This window comes from Brevibacillus laterosporus, assembly GCA_007833815.1.
Taxonomy (GTDB): Bacteria; Bacillota; Bacilli; order Brevibacillales; family Brevibacillaceae; genus Brevibacillus_B; species Brevibacillus_B laterosporus_D.
This window is the reverse complement of record CP033464.1, coordinates 5,001,229-5,020,132: the sequence shown is the minus strand read 5'-3', so window position 1 is coordinate 5,020,132 and position 18,904 is coordinate 5,001,229. Positions and strand designations below refer to the sequence as shown.

Here is an 18,904-nt window from a genome sequence, read left to right as displayed (position 1 = left end):
ACGAGGTGAAATAGATTGAAAATTGGATGTCATATTAGTGTCGCAAAAGGGCTAGAAAAAGCTGCTATGCAAGCGGTTCATTTGGGGGCGCAATCCTTTCAAGTGTTTACTAAGAACCCACGCGGACTTAAACCTAAAAAGATTGACCATAAAGATGCAGATAAAGGTGTAGAAATTATGACCAAGCATGACATTACGCTGGTTTGTCATACTCCTTATATTACGAATCTCTCCACACCTAAAGAGGATTTACAGGAAGTAACCATTCGTTCCATCGTTGAGGATTTGCACATCGCTGAAGCGTATGGTGCGATTGGAGCCGTAGTGCACTGTGGTAAGCATGTGGGCGAAGGAGAAGAATATGGTACCAAGCGTATGGTAGAGACGCTTGATTTGATTCTTGAGCAATACAATGGTCCAGTGAAGCTGTTGCTTGAAAATACGGCTGGACAAGGCACCGAGCTTGGACTAACCGTTCATGCGTTAGAAGAGATTCGCAAAGCAAGTAAATATCCTGAGAAAATTGGGTATTGCTTTGATACATGCCATGCATTTGCTGCTGGACAATGGGATGAAGAATCCTTTGATAAATTAGTAGAGGATATGGAGCAAACTGGGTACCTCAATAGTCTAGTTTGCATCCACTTTAATGACAGCAAAGTTCCCTTTGGAAGTCGAAAAGACCGACACGAAAAGATTGGCAAGGGTGAAATTGGTAGCGATGCATTAGCTAAATTCCTGCGTTCTGAGAAATTGCAGCATTTACCTGTCGTTCTTGAAACACCTGTTGATGATGAACAGGAATACGCAGATGAATTGGTTTACGTACGCGACCTACAAAGATAAGAACAAAGGAGAGGTAGAAAATGGAGTGGATAGAGCTAGCATCGATTTATGACCCTGCAAACCCACAGTCATTAACTTGGTACGATCATTTTTTTATGTGGGCTGATTTACAACGTTATTGGATCATTTTTGTGTATCTATTACTTGTTTATTATCTGGGGTTTGCGGAAAGAATGCGCATGCCTATACTAAAAACCGCTTTATTGATTATCTTGCTCTTGCTCGGTTCTGTTATCTTTGCTATCTTAGACACACAACTACCGGTGCGTGGCGGATTATTTGTAGCTATTACCATTCTGACTATTGTTAAATTGCGTATGAGACCTAATCGTACTCGAGACACGGGAGCAACTTCATGAGGATAGCAGATGCCTTGTTTAACTGGCTACAAATTCGTGTTGTCATGGAGTACCGAACAGACGATCGCTCTGCAAGCGATACGGAGATTTTTTTTCAGCAGATTTTACGTGAGGATCATAAGGTTGATCAACTCCATGTTCAAGTGGATGAAGATAGATATGTTGTTACGTATACAATAGATGATGAGCCACATGAAATGAACTTTGATCGTGAAGCCGTAGACATTTTATTGACTGCAATTCAGAATGAACCTAAATATGCAGAATAAGATAAGGCACTTCCTACTTCCTATCGTACACTTCAAAAGCTCTGCCAGTTAAATCGTGGCAGAGCTTTTTTGTTTTGTAGTTGGATCATTTTCGCAACCTTTTCTACCCAAACACCGTCTAGGGAACAGATGATTAGAAAAGGGGCAAGTTCTCATGAACAAAAAAGTAACGATTTTATCTGTAAGTGTGGCATCTGCCGGCATACTTTTTGCTGTCGTACCATTGATGGCAAATGCTGACCATGAAAAAAATTCTTCCAATGCTATACATGATACAGCAACTGCTTCTGCGGATAAACAGCCTACAATGTCTAGCTATGCAAAAAATATGTTGCCAGCAGGCCAAGTCCGTGAAAATTATTTATATAACATAGAGAATTTAGAAAAGGAAAATAAGCTGTTTTTACAGTTACTTTTAGAAGATTATAAAGATCGAGTATATGTGGTGGTAAAGGACCCAAACATGACGTTTGAAAAAAAGCTACAGGATGTTATTGAAGAATATGGAGATGAGTGGCAGAGTATTTTCAAAGAGGATTTTGATCATATTTACCTATCTGTACGAGCTTTAGCGAAGGGATTTGACTCCTACTCGGAAGAAACAACAGAAGGCGTGACAACGGTTTCTGGTAAAGTTCAACCGGGTGTCACGCGGGTGGTTATTTCTACCGAAAAGGGAAATAAAGTAGAAGTGCTACAATTCACTTCAAAGCATACATTCCGTGTCAGCATGCCGCAAGCATCCGCAGGGGAAATGCTAACGATACAGGCTTACCAGCAAAATAAATTAGTTGAAAGTGTCAAATTACGAGTTAAAGAAGCTCCTGTACTTACGGAAAATGCGCTTGTTTATTCCTTAGCAAAATATAATTCCCATAATAAAGAGGTTTCATTTCAGGGGAAGGTAAAAAGCTCTGCTGACCAAGTAAAAATTACGTATAACGGAACAACCAAAGAGATTCCAATCGAACGATTCTGGAGTTATGTAGGTTCCTTCTCATGGCAAATGCCTGTTTTAGGCGATAATATCCCTTCTACTGCAAGCGTAGAAGTCTTTGCTAAGGGTAAGCTGATAGATCGTCAAACCATTCAGGTAGTAAATATCTGGAAGGATGTCGATGGGGTATGGGATATGTTTAAGCAATGGCAGGGTGATGCCTATTTTGACAAAAAAGATAATATGCTTCGATTAAAAGGTAAATGGGATAACCTAAGAAAACAACTAGAAAAATTACCAAAACAGGCATTAGAGCCATTGAAGGTGGTTGTGACATCACCAGATGGCAAGAAGCATGAACAAAAGATAGAAGTAATCATTGAGCAAGGAGATCGGGATGAGTATGTTTTAAAATTCCCGTTTAAGGGTCCAAATCATAATGTTACAAGTGTACATGTTGCTTTTTATAATGGGAAAACCTTACTGTATGAGCAAGACTTAGAAGTTAAAAATTATGCCAAATTAAAGTCAACTGATAAGCCTCAACATGATAAGGAAAAGCAAAAAGAACAAAAAAATCAAGAGAAAGAGCAAAAGAAAGAGCAAAAGAAGAAAGATAAAGAACAAAAACACAAAGAGTAAGGGCAAGAAAGACGAAAAAAAGTGGGCCGACTGAAAAGATAATTGGGAGAAGCGGTGTCGAGACTAATAATAGTATAAACAAAGCCAGGACACAGTAGGTCCTGGCCTTTGTTCGTAGCTGTCACCTTACTGACGATAGGATTGTACATACTCAATTATTTCCTTAATGTAATCTCCAATAATAGGAATGGATAAGAACTTAGACAATAGGGTGCCCAGTAACGCTAGAACAATGGCAGTACCAATCGTTAAACCTAATCCTCTGGCTAAACCTGCAACGAAATTGGTCCAGATTAATCGGCGAGGGGCGGTGTAATTAAGAACGATATCAGCCAATCGAATATCTTCTAGATACAAGCCGATTTTGTGCAAAGTGGCATTTAATTGACGGACCTGTTGCAATTCTTCAATTGCCTTTTCTAGCTCTTGCACGAGACGATCAGGGGAAGCTGGTGGAGTGCCCAAAGATGTCTCCTCCTTATATATGATGTAAGAATTGGCATCTTTTTCGGATGGCATCATTGCGAGAGTGACTAAGCCCATGTACAATAAACAGTATGTAATGAAAAGAGGAGGATGATGATATGGCAGAAACAGTAGCACAATCATTATCTGAAGAGTTGTTTGAATTTCTGCAACATGAACGATATATGACGTTAGGTAGTATTGACCACGAGACAAAGGCTCCGGTTTTAAGTGCGATCTCCTGGGTACTGGCAATGGATAATCATACGATTCGAATTGCTTTGGATAGTCGTTCACGTATCCTTACTAATGTAAGTCAGGAACCAAAAGTAGTGCTGAACTTAATTGGTTGTGGCTCCACTTATGCGATTAACGGAATAGCTAAGGTTATCGTAGAAAAATTGGAAGGTGTACCGCTTAAATTAAGCATGCTGGAAGTAAAAATTGAAAGTGTACGAGATATTATGTTTTATGGTTCCCGTATTAGTGTAGAGCCGCAATACGAGAAAACATATGATCAAAAAGCAGCAGCTAAATTAGATCTACAAGTGATGACAGCACTTCGAGCGTAAGCTCATTACTTAGCTTAAGCGAAAAGAATCGGGCTCATGCAAGCATTTGAAAAAAAGAGGCAAAATTGTTTAGGAAAAAGAAAGGTGGTCTATTCCATCTTTCTTTTCTTTTTGGATAAAGAAAGTGAGTACAAAAGAAAAAAAGGAAAGGAGAGGGGGGTGAGGTTAAAAGGCTTAACAGGAGGAAATAAAAAGGCTAACTAATGAAATCGTCTGGATTGGATAGTTAGCCCTGTTAAAATTATATAGTAGTCTGGAAATGCAATTTCACATCAGAAAGGAATTTTTTAAGCTTCTGCTGTAAAAGTGATAGATCGTTCATACATTTTAGCTGCTTGCTCAAAGCGTTGATTTTTTAAATGGATATGGCCCAACAATTGGTAGGTCTTAATTAAAAATGCTTGCATATTTTTAATCGTAAAATAACCCCTAGCATTTTCTAGATGGACGAGAGCCTCATCATCTTCTCCTTGCATTAACATCACTTCAGCTAAGATAAATTGAGCTTCAGCCAACATTTTTTCACTATCTGATGAAATAACGGATTGGCAAAGGTTTTTCGCTTCTTCTAAACGTTTTTGCAACCGATATACATCAGCTAGAGCTATACGTGTAAAATTGAGAAGTTCATCTGCTATTTGATTAGATAAGAATTGTTGAGCCTGTTTTAGACAGTTTTCTGCTTTGTCGTAAACCAGCGTCTCTTTGTACATGAGCCCTAGATTCAACTGCACTTCTGCCAATCTCACCGGATTGCTGGCAATTTCAAAAATAGATAGGGCTTGTCTGTAGAAGGATTCAGCTTCTTGATATTGTTGAATTTGATGATAACAATGTCCTAGCGACAAATAAAGGTCGCCGCTCTTATATAAAATACCGTAATTTTTGTTTAATTCTTTTGCTTGCTGTAAATGTTCGATGGCTGAATAAAATTCACCCAATTTTCCATGCATACTGCCTACATGCAACAGAACAGAAATACGTAATAATCCACTAATTTCATAGCGATTTAATAATTGAAGAGCTTCATTCAAAAGATGAACGGCTTTTTCTGGCTGATCATGCTCACAGTAGAAGTGACCGAGGGAATCTAGAGCGCGAATCAAGACAGTTGGATTATCTGAATCTTGGGTGAGAACAATACTATTGCTATAGTGATCTTCTGCTTGTTCCAAGCGACCATCCACTTCAGCGATTTTTCCTTTTGCCCAGAGATAAACACCTTCTTCAGACTGAGGAATAATAGCACCTTGTAGCTTGAGTAGCCACTTGCGAGCGATTTCCCATTCTTGTTCGTCAATACGATTAATAATGTGGCGTAAGGAATTTTGAATTTCCACAAGCGTGAAAGAAGGGTTTTCGGTTTCAGTCCATAGTTCTTTAATTTCGGTTTGTAGTCGTTTTGCCAATTGTTCCAAAATTTCAGGCGACGGGATAACCTGACCTTTTTCAATTTGGCTGACATAGCTACGGTTACAAATGCCTTCTGCCAAATCTCCTTGAGTCATCTTTAGCCTTTTGCGGAATTCGCGCAGTCTTTTTCCTACTTGCGTCATATAGCAAACACCCTTGTTATTAATTTTGATTGTTTCGTGAATATTATCATTATACAACTTATTATACAAAATGTAACAATTAAATTTGAGTTGTGAAAGAAGAATATAGTATCAAAATTAAAATTTTGATCGAATTTATATGTCTTTATTCATTATCAAATGTAAACAAACACGAAAAAGAGGCGATATAAAGCCTCTTTTTCGTGTTTGTTAAAAGTATATTGATATAATAAATTGTTTATAGTACTCTATAGTTTATTTGTGTAGTAAAGATAAACGAGCAATTTTTTCGGGTTGCTGAGAGTTTGTACTGATTTTAAGAAGCACTTCATAGGAACGTACGACATATTGAGTGGATCGTTCAGCCGTAAAATATTGCATAGCTTGTTCTAAATGATAGAGTGCTTGTTCATAATGCTCACAATCGGTCAAAATATTAGCATAATTCAGGTTGATCTCAGCTAGTAGATGTGGGTTGTTGGAATTGTGAATGACGCTTTCGCAAAGCTTCTTGGCTCGCTGGTAGTAACCCATATCTCGATAAAGGTGAGCTAACTCATTGGTGGCGTTGTTAAACCAATGCTTCTGCTCTAATTTCTGCAAGATATCAATTGCCTTTAACAAGTATTCTTCAGATTTATCGTAGCGTTTCGTTACCCGATACAAGATGCCTAGGTTATTATACGTATTCGCTATTAGCTTTTCATCTGGTACGAGCTGGAGCACATCAAGGGCGAGAAGATTGTATTTTTCAGCCTGCTCATGTTGATGCAGGTGCAGATGACAAATGGCTAGTCCCATGTAGATAGATGTACTTTTGTACATGGTTCCATACGCATCGTTCAATTGAACCGCTTGGTTTAGTAATTCCACGGCTGAATAATACTCTTCTAGACTTCCATGCATTTTTGCAGACGTATAGAGAAGGGAGATTCGTAATAGACCACCGATTTCAAAGCGATTCACCAACTGCAGAGCTTCGCTTAAGAAAGGTATTGCCTTTTTTGCTTGTCGAGTCATTCCATAGTAATCTCCTAGTGATTGGAGGCTACGTACTAAGGAAACAGGATCATCCACATCACGGGCAAGAGAGATGCTCTCTAGTAATAGTTCTTCCACTTCCTCAAAACGTTGGTCATGCAAAGCTAGTTCAGCTTTTGCCCACAAATAGATACATTGATCCTCTGTGCGTAACTGCTGACCTTTTAACTTAAATAACCATTTACGCGAAATTTCAATATCATTTGCTTCTAAACGATTAACAATGTGTCGCAATGCATTTTGAATTTCTACTTCAGAAAATCCAATAGGAGATTCTGATTCAGTCCAAAGTTCTTTTAAATCGGTTTGTAACCGCTTGGCCAATTGATCAAGAATTTCGGGTGATGGTATGACATTGCCCTTTTCAATTTGACTAACATAGCTACGGTTACAAATGCCAACAGACAATTCTTCTTGAGTCATACGTAGGTTTTTACGGAAGTAACGTAAACGCTTACCAACATGTGTCACAAATATATCCACCTTTTCCCGTTTTTATTTTTTATTATACATAGAAATTACTAAATTGACATATTTTTCTTACTATTATAAGATATATTTGTAAGCAAAATTGCAAAAGGTCAATGGGGGTGCGTTTTTGTGAAGAAGTTCGGATCCGACGCTTGGGGCTAATTGCTTATATAATGTATAATGTTACCTGCCATTTTATGATCCTCTCGACCTACTAAAAAGTTCCTCACAATTAGTGAGGAACTTTTTTCAGTCTGTATGATAGCATACTGTTTTCTAATCCATTACTCAATAAACCATTATGCTTCATGCAAGATTGGTGTTGGTTTCGTTTGAGAATTAGACATATGCTGTTTCAGACGTTCGTTGTACCCATTAACCCAGAGTGCATCAATCATCTCAAATTGTTCTTTTGTAAGCGGGGCTACTTCAGACGCTAGTGAGAACTCTTTTAGCGTTGCATCGTTAGTAATGTTAGGTAAAACACTTACAACACTTGATCGGAATAAGGAGAACTGGATTGCTAATTGCCCAATCGTTCTATCTTTGCCATCAAATAAACCTTGTTGCTTCATTTCTTGTACAACGTCAACACCTGCTTGCATCCACGCTGTAGGGCGATGACTGCGGTGATCGCTCTTATCAAAATGTTTCTCAGGATCATAGCTACCATCCAATAGACCAGAAGCATGTGGTACACGAACGATTAAAGCACGGTTTTCTTGTTCAGCAATTGGGAATAGATTACGTGCAGGATCTTGCTCTACAATGTTGTTGATAATTTGAATAGCTGAATAGCCTGGGCGTTTCAAGGCTGCAATTGATTCTTCTTCCCAACCGATGTCAGGACCCATTGCTGCTCCGTAATGGCGAATTTTTCCTTCTTCTTTCAAACGCTCCAATGTTTCATGAACCTCGTCATTTAGTACTGATTCCATACGCGGATTGTGCAATTGATATAAGTCAATATAATCAGTACCTAATCGTTTTAAACTTTGCTCACAAGCATGGCGGATATTTTCTTTGGACCAGTTTTGCGGCAATTCAGAATGCCCTTTACGTTCGCCGGGAAGATTATAAATGTCGTAGCCAAATTTCGTAGCAATGACAACCTTTTCGCGAATATCGCCAAGAGCATCTTTTAAGATCGTTTCTCCTAATCCATTTCCATAAACATCGCCTGTATCAAAAAAAGTAACTCCATAATCATCATAAGAAGAGCGAAGCAAGCGTTTTCCTATTTCTACATCAGAAACTCCCCACCATTTGGTTGCTACAGACCATACGCCGAACCCCACTTCAGAGACAGAAAGATCTGTGCCGGGAAAAGTTCTATATTTCATAGATAATCTCTCCTTTTTAATAATAATAATAATGATCAACTATGCCTTATCTTACCATGTTTATTTTCTGCTAGGAAAGTTCATATATGGTTACATGTGACTGAATGGTGTCAGGTACTGTCAATCTGACAAAAAGAAGGAAGCAACAAAACAACCCATCCAAAGCCATCTGATGCGTGAGGCAGGGGATAGGTTGTAGACAGGTAAATTTTATTTGTTCATGTAGGGTTGAGCGGGTTTTTTCTGTGGTTCTTTTTCAGGACGCTTCATTCCCTTAGCACCTGGCTTATGCGAACGGGTGCCTGACTGCTGAGTATTTTGAGGAGGTTGTTTCTTCGTGCGCACATCACTTGGGAACTGAGGAATAATACGACCTGTGATATCCGCCAATTCATGCATAATACCAGCTATCGGTCTGCCAATCTTCATATCAGCTTGTACTTCTACCAAACGCTGGCGCAAATCTGCATCAGCAGTCACTAAGGCAGTAGCACCTTGTGGGTCTTCCTTAAGTGCTTCAGCCACGGAATATTTAATAACACCGACTTCGGGACGATCTAATTTTTCGCCTACGTCAATGGCTACAATCGCATATTTTCCCATAACAACTGCTGTAGCTTTTTTTACATTTTTCACCCGATTCGCCAGCTTAACCAAACGGTCGGCTGTCGCTTGCGGAGATTGATCATACTTGGGGGAAGGCTGTGTTTGTTCAACCCGCTGTGTTTTTGGTGCAGATGGATGATTACCTTGTTGGGAACCTGCTACATTCTGTACCCCTTTGGGAGTTCCAGCCCCCTTTGTCTGGGGTTTTTGGGTATGACTTTGACAAGCTGTGAGTAATAAGAAACAAGCTAGAGTAGAGATAAGTCTTCTCATGATGATCAATCCTTTCCACGGAACTCACTCCGATATTATGCCCCTAGTGTTTGCTCTCCCTTGCTTTTTATACGAACGGAGAAGGAGTTCGTCTATCTTTTATGCTTGCCACATACATATTGACTATCAGCAAATCTTTATACACTTCCCTTTAGGTCGGGTGTCATGAAAAAAGGGAAGAAAATAGAAGAAATCCAACAAACAAGAATAAAAAAAATGCATAAAATATCGAAGATGGGTAAGGGGAGGCGAATCATGATTTGAAAAAAATCTATGTAATTGATACAAACGTGCTCCTGCAAGATCCAATGGCGATCTATTCCTTTCACAACAACGATATCGTTATTCCAGCAGTCGTATTAGAAGAAGTGGATTCAAAAAAGCGGTACATGGATGAAATTGGGCGTAATTCTAGGCATGTAGCGAGGCTATTGGACCGTTTACGGCTCAATGGTCATTTGCATCAGGGCATACAGTTGGAGACTGGAGCTACCTTACGGGTGGAATTAAATCATTCTGCGATGGGGAATATGCAGAAGCAATTCCATGAGATGACCAATGATAATCGAATTCTAGCAGTAGCTCTCAACCTACAAGAGGAAGAAAATTCCACTGGACAAGGACGTCCTGTGATTCTGGTTAGCAAGGATGCATTGATGAGAGTAAAAGCGGATGCGCTAGGGTTAACTGCTGAAGATTTTTTATCAGATCGAGTGGTTCGGGAGTATTCAAGCATTTATCTCGGCTATGAAAAACGAACGGTTCCCTCAGACGTGATTAAATTGTATTACAGCATCCGCCGTCTTTCTCTAGCGACAGCCTTTCCTCATGAGGAATTTTACCCACATCAATTCCTGATCTTAAAGGATGAGTGTAATCCATCCATCTCTGCAATTGGCAAGATTGATGGAGAGGCAAAATATTTTGAACCTCTCGTCGGCGATGATGACCCCATTTGGGGTGTTAAAGCACGCAATGCTCAACAAAAAATGGCCATCGAATTATTATTGCGAGATGATGTTCCCCTTGTCACCATGACAGGAAAAGCGGGGACGGGCAAAACTTTGATTGCGCTTGCCGCAGGTCTGCTACAAATCGAGGATTTACAGAAGTATAAAAAATTGTTGGTTGCAAGACCGATTGTACCGATGGGAAAAGATATAGGTTACCTCCCTGGTGAAAAAGAAGAGAAGCTACGCCCCTGGATGCAACCAATCTATGATAATTTGGAGTATTTGTTTAACACAAAGCAATCTGGTGACTTAGACAAAATTCTAGATGGAATGGGTAGTATTCAGGTAGAAGCTTTGACTTACATTAGGGGAAGATCTATTCCAGGGCAGTATATTATCATTGATGAAGCGCAGAATTTAACCAAACATGAGGTAAAAACGATTCTAACCAGAGTAGGTGAGGGTTCCAAAATTGTTTTGATGGGCGATCCAGAACAAATAGATCACCCATATTTAGACGAAAGTAATAACGGACTTACCTACGTGGTCGAAATGTTTAAAGAGCAAAAGCTAGCAGGCCATATAAAGCTTGAAAAAGGGGAAAGAAGTGTGTTAGCTCAATTGGCTGCTGATATTCTGTAAGGTTTTTTTGTTAGCGAAAAAAATGTATAAGAGTATATCCCCCTGTGAAAGATAGAGGTGTCGAGGTTGTTGGTAACGAACGTTTGGGATCGCTTCAGGAGAATCAGGCGTCATTTCATTAGCCAATGCTAGTGGAGTGCCTATTCCAATCAGGAGGCGAAAGATCGCAAGCATGAATCGTTACTACCCCAAATGAAATGGCTAACCGATTTTTCTTTATAAATCGCTTTTTCGGAGGTAGATGAGCTAAAGAAGAGTTACGGATTGCCCAAACCATTTGAAATAACCCGACCAAAAAGCCGTCTCTTTAAAGAGGCGGCTTTTGCATTTTGCTTTCTGATGCTTATGAGAAATATGGGCAAGAAGCTTTCATTATCTCGAAAAAATTTTACTAGAAAAATTTTAAACATGCTTGTCTTTCTCTGGACATACACATGTACCAAGGAGGGAGAGTATCATGGTGACATTGGATTCAACCATTTCCTTTTTAATTTATATTACAGCTGTTTCCAGCGCGGCTGCTGGGGTAACCGAGATCGCTAAAAGCGTTATTCCCTTTTTAACGTATGATTATGTCCCAGATAATGATAGTTGCGAAGCACATTATGAAGCTGGTAAGAGACAACAGCTTAAAAAATTATTTAATCTCGTCTTCTCTGTATTAGCAGCTGGCTGTATTTTTGCGGAATTAGGATTAGATCCCGCACAAATCCTAATGGGAACAAAGACAGCTTATGTAGCGGATGCCTGGGGGGCCCGTATTTGGACGTGGGGAATTGTGGCTGTGTTTGGATCCCCTTTATTTCATTCCATCTTAAAAATCTTACAAGGCTACCAACAGACTGTCAGCAACAATCTGCCTCCTAAACCAACACAAAAAATCGGTGGAAAGTAAGCAGGAAGGAACAATTGTGTAAAAACTTGCGAACTTTATTATCCCTAGGGTAAGATATCGATATTGCTGTAGATGAACTCAAACATACGAATGAATGGCAAGATAGGGGAACATAGAGATGAATAATTGGAAAGTGATTGTAGGAAGTGCTGTACTTGCATCTGTTGTAGCGTTAACAGGTTGTCAGCCGCCGGGGACAACAGCTCCAACTCCTACAGAGAACACAACTTTGGCTCCAGCATTTGATCCTGAAAATGCCAAGGAGTATGGTATTCGTGGAGCCTATGTCGGAGAAGGAATTAAAGAAGCTATGGATGCTTTGAAACCAGAAAAGTATGAATTTATGGATATGGTTAGTCGAGAATCGCTAACGGTTGAACAGTTGGCAAAAGGCGAAGGGAATATTACTACAGGCATATTATTTGCTGATCAGGCGCAGGTGTTACTAACAGTCCAAAAAGGAGTAGTAACCAGTATCATGGTGGGTGGTATTCCGCAGGATAAAGGTGACAAATTTAAAACCAACAGAGGACTGTCTATGTATGAAAGTATAGACAAAGTGAAGCAACTCTATGGAGACGCAACTGGGGATAAAGAGCTTACGTATAAGGGAAGCAACTACCAAGTAGTATTTAGCTTAAATAACGGCAAGGTTTTTGGTTATCGCTTTGATGTTCTGGATAAGTAATGCTACTCAAGAGGAAAAAGAGCATCTCTTACTGGATTGGATGGTTGTAGCCCCGTCAAGTAGACAATGAAAAAAGAGTAAGTTTGTTATGCGGCGATCGCTTCACGGTACTCTACCGGGGAGAGATCGCCAAGTTTTTTCTGGAAACGTTCTTGGTTATAAAAATTGATATATTCCGTGATCAGTTTTCGAGCCTCCATTTGACTTGCTGGTTTTTCAAGGTAAAGTTTCTCTGTTTTCAAATGTGAGAAGAACGACTCCACACAGGCGTTATCAAAACAATTTCCCCTTCTTGAATGGCTTCCAATGAGCTGTTTCTCTTCAAGCATTCTCTTGTAAGACTTTGTTGTGTATTGGAATCCTTGATCAGAATGCAAAATGGCCCCTTGTGCATTCAAATACTTTACCGTGCCCAAAACGAGTTGTAGATCGTTACGAGATGACATGTCCCATGCGACAACTTCGTTGTTGTAAAGGTCTAAAACGACCGATAAATAGACAAAATCATGACCAACTCGGATATAGGTAATATCCGTTACAAATTTCTTCAAAATCGTTTCTGCTGTAAATTCTCGGTTGAGAACATTCGGAAAGACAACGGATGGTTTTCGCCCCGCAAAGGGGCGTTTCTTACGGATGACAGAGCGAATCCCCAGCTCTCGCATGAGCCTACGCACCTTTTTGTGGTTAACCAGGAACCCTTCTTTGAGAAGGGCTGTTCGCATGCGTTTATAACCGAAAATAGGACGAAGTCGATGAATAGCAAGAATATGTTCTTTTAGATTGGTTTCCAGCTCAAATTGGATCTGACGAGATCCTAAGGCCGATTTCCACTTGTAGAAACCAGCACGTGATACTTCCGCAATTTTACATAGTGTCGTGATGGAGTAGGTCTGACTCATTTTTTCGATGGTCCTAAATCGGGCTGGCTTATCCAACTTCCCTCCCCATGAAGATTCGGATTGAGCTTTTTTAGATATTCTACCTGCGCTTTCAGGTAGGCATTTTCCTCTTCTACGCTGCTGAAGTGCTTCTTATTCCAGTGCCCTCGATAGTCCACAAACGATTCTCCGTTTTTATGTTTCTGAACCCACGCGATGATTTGGGCATCACTTTTAATTCCCAGTTTTTTTCTGATCATGGCATAGCTCCACTGGTCTTCGACCCGTAGGCGCACAGCTTCCTTTTTAATTTCTTCACTATAGCGAGTAAAGATTTGTCCCTTTTTTGGTGGCATGAAAAAACCCCTCCGGTCAACAGTAATGAATCCATGATATCATGAACTCTTTTTTTACTGTCTACTGTAAGGGGATAATACCAGAAGGGGATAATACCAGGATAGTAGAGAGATGCTCCTTTTTTTATTGTAAGTGTGATATACCAATACATGAATATCTTTATGTAGTAGGAATACCTGGATGCCAGTCCAGCACGACCTTGTAGCGACTAGCTAATTGATCTAGTAACTCCTTATGGTTGGTGTCCGTAATATAAATGGTTTGGTCCTTTGCAGTAAAAGAAACCAGGATATGCTGCTTCATTTGTTCGTATGCTTCCTGATGATCATGAGTGAGAGGATTGTCAGGAAAGCGAAAGAAGCTCACGAGATTAGCGTATACATATTGACGGTCATTTAGACTAATAAATCCGTAATCACTAAGTTTTGGGCTTGTCACGCCTTCTGGAAGCAACCACAAGGAGAAGCATTCTGTTTTCGCCTGATACTTAGCTGCGATTTGTAACAATTGTTGTTGGTCATCCGTTGTGGAAACGATCATTAATTTTTTATCACGATCGATTACCTTTACTTGTTCACCAATCTTATGTACGATCTGCGCATAGAAACCAGGTAGCTTTCCTTTGGGCATTTCTAATTCGACACCATATAAAAGGGGTACCATTGTTTTGCCTCCTATCTCTCTGATACTATATTACTGTAGCAATTATTGCCATTGTATGTAAAGACAACCGTTGAGGCAAGGGAAGGAGTTTTTTATGGACATTGAAGTACGTTCTGTTGAATTAGGGCCGTTTGAGACGAACGCCTATATGATCAAAAATCAGGAGACAGGAGAAACAATCGTGGTTGACCCTGGTATTAATCCTGGTCCTCTTTTACAAGCAATGAAGTCAGAGAAGGTAGTAGGTATTTTACTAACTCACGCTCACTTAGATCATATTGGTGGTCTGACAGAGCTTCGTGAACAGACCCAAGCGCCAGTATACATCCATCCTATCGAGCAAAGCTGGTTGACTGATCCTGAGTTAAATGGCTCACAACGCTTTGGGTTCACACCGATTATCTGTGAGCCTGCTGAATACACGGTAGAAGATGGACAAGAGCTTCAGATAGCAGGATTGACTATCCAGGTTTTACACACACCAGGCCATTCTCCAGGAAGTGCGACTTTCGTAATTGGTCAGCATTGCTTTAGCGGAGATGTCTTGTTTGCCAATTCAATCGGACGCTCTGATTTGAGAGGTGGAGATTACAACACATTGATTCAGAGTATTCATGAGAAGTTATTTGAACTACCTGACGAGACGATTGTCTATCCTGGGCACGGACCATTGACTACGATTGATCGCGAAAAAACGTTTAATCCATACGTTTCTGGTTCACTGGGATAATTCCTGTTCAGGTATCCTCTTAAAAATGAACGTTTAAAGTAGACGCAACCAAATAGAAGTATAAGTAAAAAGCTAGCTCCAGGTATAATTCCTGTGCTAGCTTTTTGCTGGTTGTTGTATAGGACTATCTTACAAAATATTGAATTTCACCTTAATTTGTAGCTTGTGCCCATCCAAAGTGGCTTCTTGTACTTGAATGTTTGGATTGATTAAAGCAGGATAAAAGCCGAGGTCATACTCTTTTGTCATTTCCTCTGCTGTACTTTCCGGCAGTTCGTATCCATCAAACATTAGTTTAGTAATATGAAACCGTAACTCGGTGGGGGAGACCACTTCGTAAGAACCTATAATTTTCAAATTCACCTGATTGTAGTTACCTACTACTTCCAGTTCATTATGGTCAAATGCAAAGTATGCGTGTTGGAAGATCGGATCTTTTGAAAGCAAGAACTTATTAAATTCCTCTTCTGTAATCGTTAGCTTGTGAGTGAATAAGCCTTCGGACTGAATGTGATCCGGAGTGATTAGTTGAGGAAGATCTTGCATCACTCTGGCAAGCACGCCAAAAAAGTCTCGAAATACAGGTAAGCCACGCGAACGCCAATCATTGATTAGATTTTCCATTAATGCTTCAACGGAAGAGGAATCAGATAATTTAAGCAGATTTTCTTCCTTTAACATCTTGATGGCAATCATGTCGGCAAGACGTTTTTCATACATCTGCCTTAGTTCTCTAATCTTTTTTAGTTGACCTTGTTTTTGAATAGACAAGTTGTTGGCACGAGCTAACTCTATTTGAAAACTCTCCAGCTTTTTCATGTCACTAGTAAAAATTGTTTCCAATAGACGTGCACTTGCCAGCACTTGGTTAAAATCGTCCGCACTAAACAGCAGGGTTACCAAATCATTTCGTTTCCCCATGTAATAGGCTCTAGCTACTTTTCCAGCATGTTTGCGTTTGGATGAGATCGTTAGTTCTTGCTTCTTTGCCTCTAGTTCAAGCTCTGCCAAATCCCTATTGAGTTTACTCTCATCATGTTTTAATAGTTGTAAGTTACGCTCTAATTCCAACTGTGTTAGATGTTGTTGTAAAATCGTTTTTTCCAAAGGGAGAGCTCCCTCCGCTGTAGCTAGAGACGGAGGAAGAGCTAACAGGAAGCAAAGGAAAAATAGGATTCTTTTACGCATAGGCTTCCATCAATAATTACAAATTGCCTTGCATCAGCTGAGAAAGCGGAATAATTTCATCAGCTTTAGGAAGCGCCAGTTCCCATTTAGGAGCTACATTGAAATTGGAATATTTTAGTTCCAAGATAAACGAGATACCGATTGAGCCCATGTCAGGGTCTTCTTTGTCAGATACTTTTACATCCCAATCTACCAATTGGTATGGAATATAGTTGTCTTTATCCACTACTACAAAAGAATTTCCTTTTTGAATGTTAAAGTTTGATTTGATCAAATCTTTGTTTTTATCGATGTCAGCAGATAGATCTTTCAATCCTTTTTTCATATCCTCAAGTTGAGTGGAATCTTGTGCTAAGATATCTTTATAAGCAGGTGTTTCAGACATAGCTTTAACTACTTCTGGAATTACATTATCTACCGTTGTTTTCAAGAATGGAACCAGATTTTCATTAGTCAGTTTCATGTTGATTACACGATCAGCTTTTATCTCAGCTGGTAGATTAGGAATGTCTTCTTTCTTTGCTTCTACAAAATATTCAGGACCATAATGCTTAAAGAGTGTATCAGCTAGTTTTACTGTTGCTTCTTTTTGTTTTTTCATGGCTTCTGGTGAGAAATCTGGTACTGCTGCTGGTTGGCCTTGAGCATCAGCCATTTTTTTCATTTCTTTATAATCAAGTTCAATGTATTTACCTTCTAACTGTTCCATACCAGGAAGGAAACCAAGAGCAGGAACTTTAATCCACATTTTATCTTGATTCATAATCATTGGTACGGAGAAAGTAGTATTAACACCTTGCATATTTACTTTTGCATCAAGAATAAGTTCTGTTTGAAAAGGTTCTAAAGATTGGTTCCCACGATATGTAAGCTCGGAATTTTTTAACACATCTAGAACCATTTTTGCTTGTGGATCATTTTCTAATTGCTCGTTTGTTGCATCTACTTTGAATTTCAAGGAACCACTAAAGCTGTAAGCATTCATAGAAATTTGTTTCTTGAAAGCTTCTTGTGCTACATCTTTTCCTGACTGTTTTGCCCCACAGCCCGCAAGAATAAGGGCAAACATAGCGAAGATAGCAAGAAAGATTGGTAGCTTGGTCTTAAACGTTTTCATTATAAACCTCCTAAATTTTTGCATAATACCTATACCATTATAGACGTTCTTTACCAATTTGTGTGTAAAAAAAAAAGCTGTTTCATTTTTAACGAACATATTTGCAGATTGGGGAGTGTATATACATGACATTCGAACTAAGAAGATATCTATGCCAAGAAATGAAAAATCAGAAGAAAAAAATGATTCGATTTGTTGAATTTATGGCAATTTGTTTATATCATCAAGAATTAGGTTACTACATGAAGCAGAAAAACAAAGTAGGTAAAAACGGGGACTTTTATACTAGTTCCCAAGTTGGTAACATCTTTGGAGAGACGTTATCTGATTCTATTCTCCTATTTTTTAGACAGAATGAAATGATAGACCCGGTGTTAATGGAAGTAGGAGGAGGAACAGGGCGTTTAATGCAACAGGTTTTGACTCGAATTAGAGAGGTAGATGCTGAATTATATGCGAGACTTAGAGTGATTATGGTAGAAATTAGTCCGTACCATGTCTGCTTGCAACAAGAGAGTCTACATTCCTTTTTACTTCCAAAAGTTTGGTACGATTCTGTAGAGGAAGCGGCGCGAAATGAACGTTTTGAGGGTGTTATTTTCTCAAATGAATATTTTGACGCATTCCCTGTTCACTTATTGGAAAAAAGACAAGGGGAGTGGCATGAGATAGGAATTGGTTTTGACCCGAAAGTGATACCAGATACAGAAGAAAGATTTACAGCAACAGCAATATTGTCAACTTCTACAACAGAAGCATCAAAAACTTTGCAACTAGCACATGTAGATGAATCACAAGATATTGTTTTTCAAGAATGGAATATGCCTGAAATATCGCCAGAAGTCGTTGCTATCATTCCAGGACTTCCCATAGAATTACCAGATGGAATGCGGATAGAAGTGCAGTCGGGGATAGCAGAGGTGATGAACGCCTTTAGTAGCATGCTAGAACGAGGACGTGTAATTAGTATTGACTACGGGGATATAGCAGAAGACCTTTATCATCCTAGTCGAAGAAAAGGAACACTTTCTTGTTATTATCAGCACCAGATGAATGAAAATTATTTAGAACGGGTAGGAGAGCAGGATATAACCGCCCATGTTAATTTCAGCAGATTGATGGAGTGTGGAGATGCGGTCGGACTTGTTACGAAGTCGTTTACACGTCAGGATCAATTTTTGCTGGCTAACGGTATTTTAGAGAAGGCTCAGGCACATCAAGACACCGATCCCTTTACAAGTGTGGCAATGAAGCGCAATAGAGCCATTCAACAGTTGCTTTTACCAAGCGGATTGGGCGGATTATTTCGAGTGCTGATTCAGGAGAAAACGCAGAGAAAAAAGAGAAAATGATATATGAGTGGTAGCAAAGGCAAACAAAAGAGCGAATCCGTTTAGGTTCGCTCTTTGT

Annotated in this window: 19 protein-coding genes; 10 read left to right on the top strand and 9 right to left on the bottom strand. The window is 39.5% G+C overall.

The genetic code is table 11. From position 1 onward, the window contains the following. Positions 1-15: 15 nt before the first annotated feature. From EEL30_24730 to EEL30_24715, 4 genes are all read left to right on the top strand, one after another. On the top strand, positions 16-846 hold the full coding sequence (locus tag EEL30_24730; protein QDX95219.1) for a deoxyribonuclease IV: 831 nt from the start codon (positions 16-18) through the stop codon (positions 844-846). A gap of 20 nt (positions 847-866) precedes the next feature. Next, positions 867-1,205, top strand: a complete 339-nt coding sequence (locus EEL30_24725) for a hypothetical protein (protein QDX95218.1) — start codon at positions 867-869, stop codon at positions 1,203-1,205. Next, positions 1,202-1,474, top strand: coding sequence for a hypothetical protein (locus EEL30_24720; GenBank protein ID QDX95217.1), 273 nt, complete (start codon positions 1,202-1,204; stop codon positions 1,472-1,474). Before EEL30_24725 ends, EEL30_24720 begins: the two co-directional genes overlap by 4 nt. 154 nt (positions 1,475-1,628) lie before the next feature. Next, on the top strand, positions 1,629-3,053 hold the full coding sequence (locus tag EEL30_24715) for a hypothetical protein (protein ID QDX95216.1): 1,425 nt from the start codon (positions 1,629-1,631) through the stop codon (positions 3,051-3,053). A 126-nt stretch (positions 3,054-3,179) separates the two neighbouring features. Here EEL30_24715 and EEL30_24710 read toward each other — a convergent pair whose 3' ends face one another. Then, a complete protein-coding gene (locus EEL30_24710; protein ID QDX95215.1) occupies positions 3,180-3,518 on the bottom strand; it encodes a hypothetical protein in 339 nt (112 codons plus the stop codon). Positions 3,519-3,637: 119 nt separating this feature from the next. Here EEL30_24710 and EEL30_24705 point away from each other — a divergent pair, with 119 nt between their 5' ends. After that, positions 3,638-4,090, top strand: a complete 453-nt coding sequence (locus EEL30_24705) for a hypothetical protein (GenBank protein QDX95214.1) — start codon at positions 3,638-3,640, stop codon at positions 4,088-4,090. Positions 4,091-4,377: 287 nt separating this feature from the next. On the opposite strand, the gene EEL30_24700 is transcribed toward EEL30_24705, so the two are convergent. From EEL30_24700 to EEL30_24685, 4 genes are all read right to left on the bottom strand, one after another. Beyond that, positions 4,378-5,646, bottom strand: a complete 1,269-nt coding sequence (locus EEL30_24700) for a helix-turn-helix domain-containing protein (GenBank protein QDX95213.1) — start codon at positions 5,644-5,646, stop codon at positions 4,378-4,380. 255 nt (positions 5,647-5,901) lie between these two features. Continuing rightward, positions 5,902-7,158, bottom strand: a complete 1,257-nt coding sequence (locus EEL30_24695; GenBank protein QDX95212.1) for an XRE family transcriptional regulator — start codon at positions 7,156-7,158, stop codon at positions 5,902-5,904. Between the two features lie 299 nt (positions 7,159-7,457). Next, the gene (locus EEL30_24690; GenBank protein QDX95211.1) at positions 7,458-8,501 is read right to left on the bottom strand and encodes an aldo/keto reductase; all 1,044 of its coding nucleotides are present in this window, start codon (positions 8,499-8,501) and stop codon (positions 7,458-7,460) included. 210 nt (positions 8,502-8,711) lie between these two features. Further along, the gene (locus EEL30_24685; protein QDX95210.1) at positions 8,712-9,380 is read right to left on the bottom strand and encodes a YhcN/YlaJ family sporulation lipoprotein; all 669 of its coding nucleotides are present in this window, start codon (positions 9,378-9,380) and stop codon (positions 8,712-8,714) included. A 260-nt stretch (positions 9,381-9,640) separates the two neighbouring features. Here EEL30_24685 and EEL30_24680 point away from each other — a divergent pair, with 260 nt between their 5' ends. The 3 genes from EEL30_24680 (at position 9,641) to EEL30_24670 (ending at position 12,558) form a co-directional block, all read left to right on the top strand. Then, on the top strand, positions 9,641-10,975 hold the full coding sequence (locus tag EEL30_24680) for a PhoH family protein (protein QDX95209.1): 1,335 nt from the start codon (positions 9,641-9,643) through the stop codon (positions 10,973-10,975). Positions 10,976-11,432: 457 nt separating this feature from the next. Continuing rightward, positions 11,433-11,870 (top strand): hypothetical protein, encoded by a 438-nt coding sequence (locus EEL30_24675; protein QDX95208.1) that lies wholly within the window; start codon positions 11,433-11,435, stop codon positions 11,868-11,870. Between the two features lie 118 nt (positions 11,871-11,988). Further along, complete coding sequence (locus EEL30_24670; protein ID QDX95207.1) at positions 11,989-12,558, top strand: hypothetical protein; 570 nt, start codon at positions 11,989-11,991, stop codon at positions 12,556-12,558. An 86-nt stretch (positions 12,559-12,644) separates the two neighbouring features. On the opposite strand, the gene EEL30_24665 is transcribed toward EEL30_24670, so the two are convergent. Both EEL30_24665 and EEL30_24660 read right to left on the bottom strand, forming a co-directional pair. Further along, positions 12,645-13,795, bottom strand: a protein-coding gene (locus EEL30_24665) for an IS3 family transposase (protein QDX95206.1) whose coding sequence is annotated in 2 segments (ribosomal slippage) — positions 12,645-13,534 and positions 13,534-13,795 — 1,152 coding nt in all. Because the reading frame shifts where the segments join, the coding sequence is not laid out codon by codon here. A gap of 160 nt (positions 13,796-13,955) precedes the next feature. Beyond that, positions 13,956-14,459 (bottom strand): hypothetical protein, encoded by a 504-nt coding sequence (locus EEL30_24660; GenBank protein ID QDX95205.1) that lies wholly within the window; start codon positions 14,457-14,459, stop codon positions 13,956-13,958. A gap of 94 nt (positions 14,460-14,553) precedes the next feature. Here EEL30_24660 and EEL30_24655 point away from each other — a divergent pair, with 94 nt between their 5' ends. Beyond that, positions 14,554-15,189 carry an MBL fold metallo-hydrolase gene (locus EEL30_24655; GenBank protein ID QDX95204.1) on the top strand — a complete coding sequence of 212 codons (636 nt, stop codon included), beginning with the start codon at positions 14,554-14,556 and terminating at the stop codon, positions 15,187-15,189. Positions 15,190-15,318: 129 nt separating this feature from the next. On the opposite strand, the gene EEL30_24650 is transcribed toward EEL30_24655, so the two are convergent. Together EEL30_24650 and EEL30_24645 are read right to left on the bottom strand one after the other, a co-directional pair. Beyond that, positions 15,319-16,377, bottom strand: coding sequence for a hypothetical protein (locus EEL30_24650; protein QDX95203.1), 1,059 nt, complete (start codon positions 16,375-16,377; stop codon positions 15,319-15,321). Positions 16,378-16,393: 16 nt separating this feature from the next. Next, the gene (locus EEL30_24645; GenBank protein QDX95202.1) at positions 16,394-17,494 is read right to left on the bottom strand and encodes a hypothetical protein; all 1,101 of its coding nucleotides are present in this window, start codon (positions 17,492-17,494) and stop codon (positions 16,394-16,396) included. Positions 17,495-17,619: 125 nt separating this feature from the next. On the opposite strand from EEL30_24645, the gene EEL30_24640 reads away from it, so the two are divergent. Continuing rightward, complete coding sequence (locus EEL30_24640) at positions 17,620-18,846, top strand: SAM-dependent methyltransferase (GenBank protein QDX95201.1); 1,227 nt, start codon at positions 17,620-17,622, stop codon at positions 18,844-18,846. Positions 18,847-18,904 lie beyond the last annotated feature (58 nt).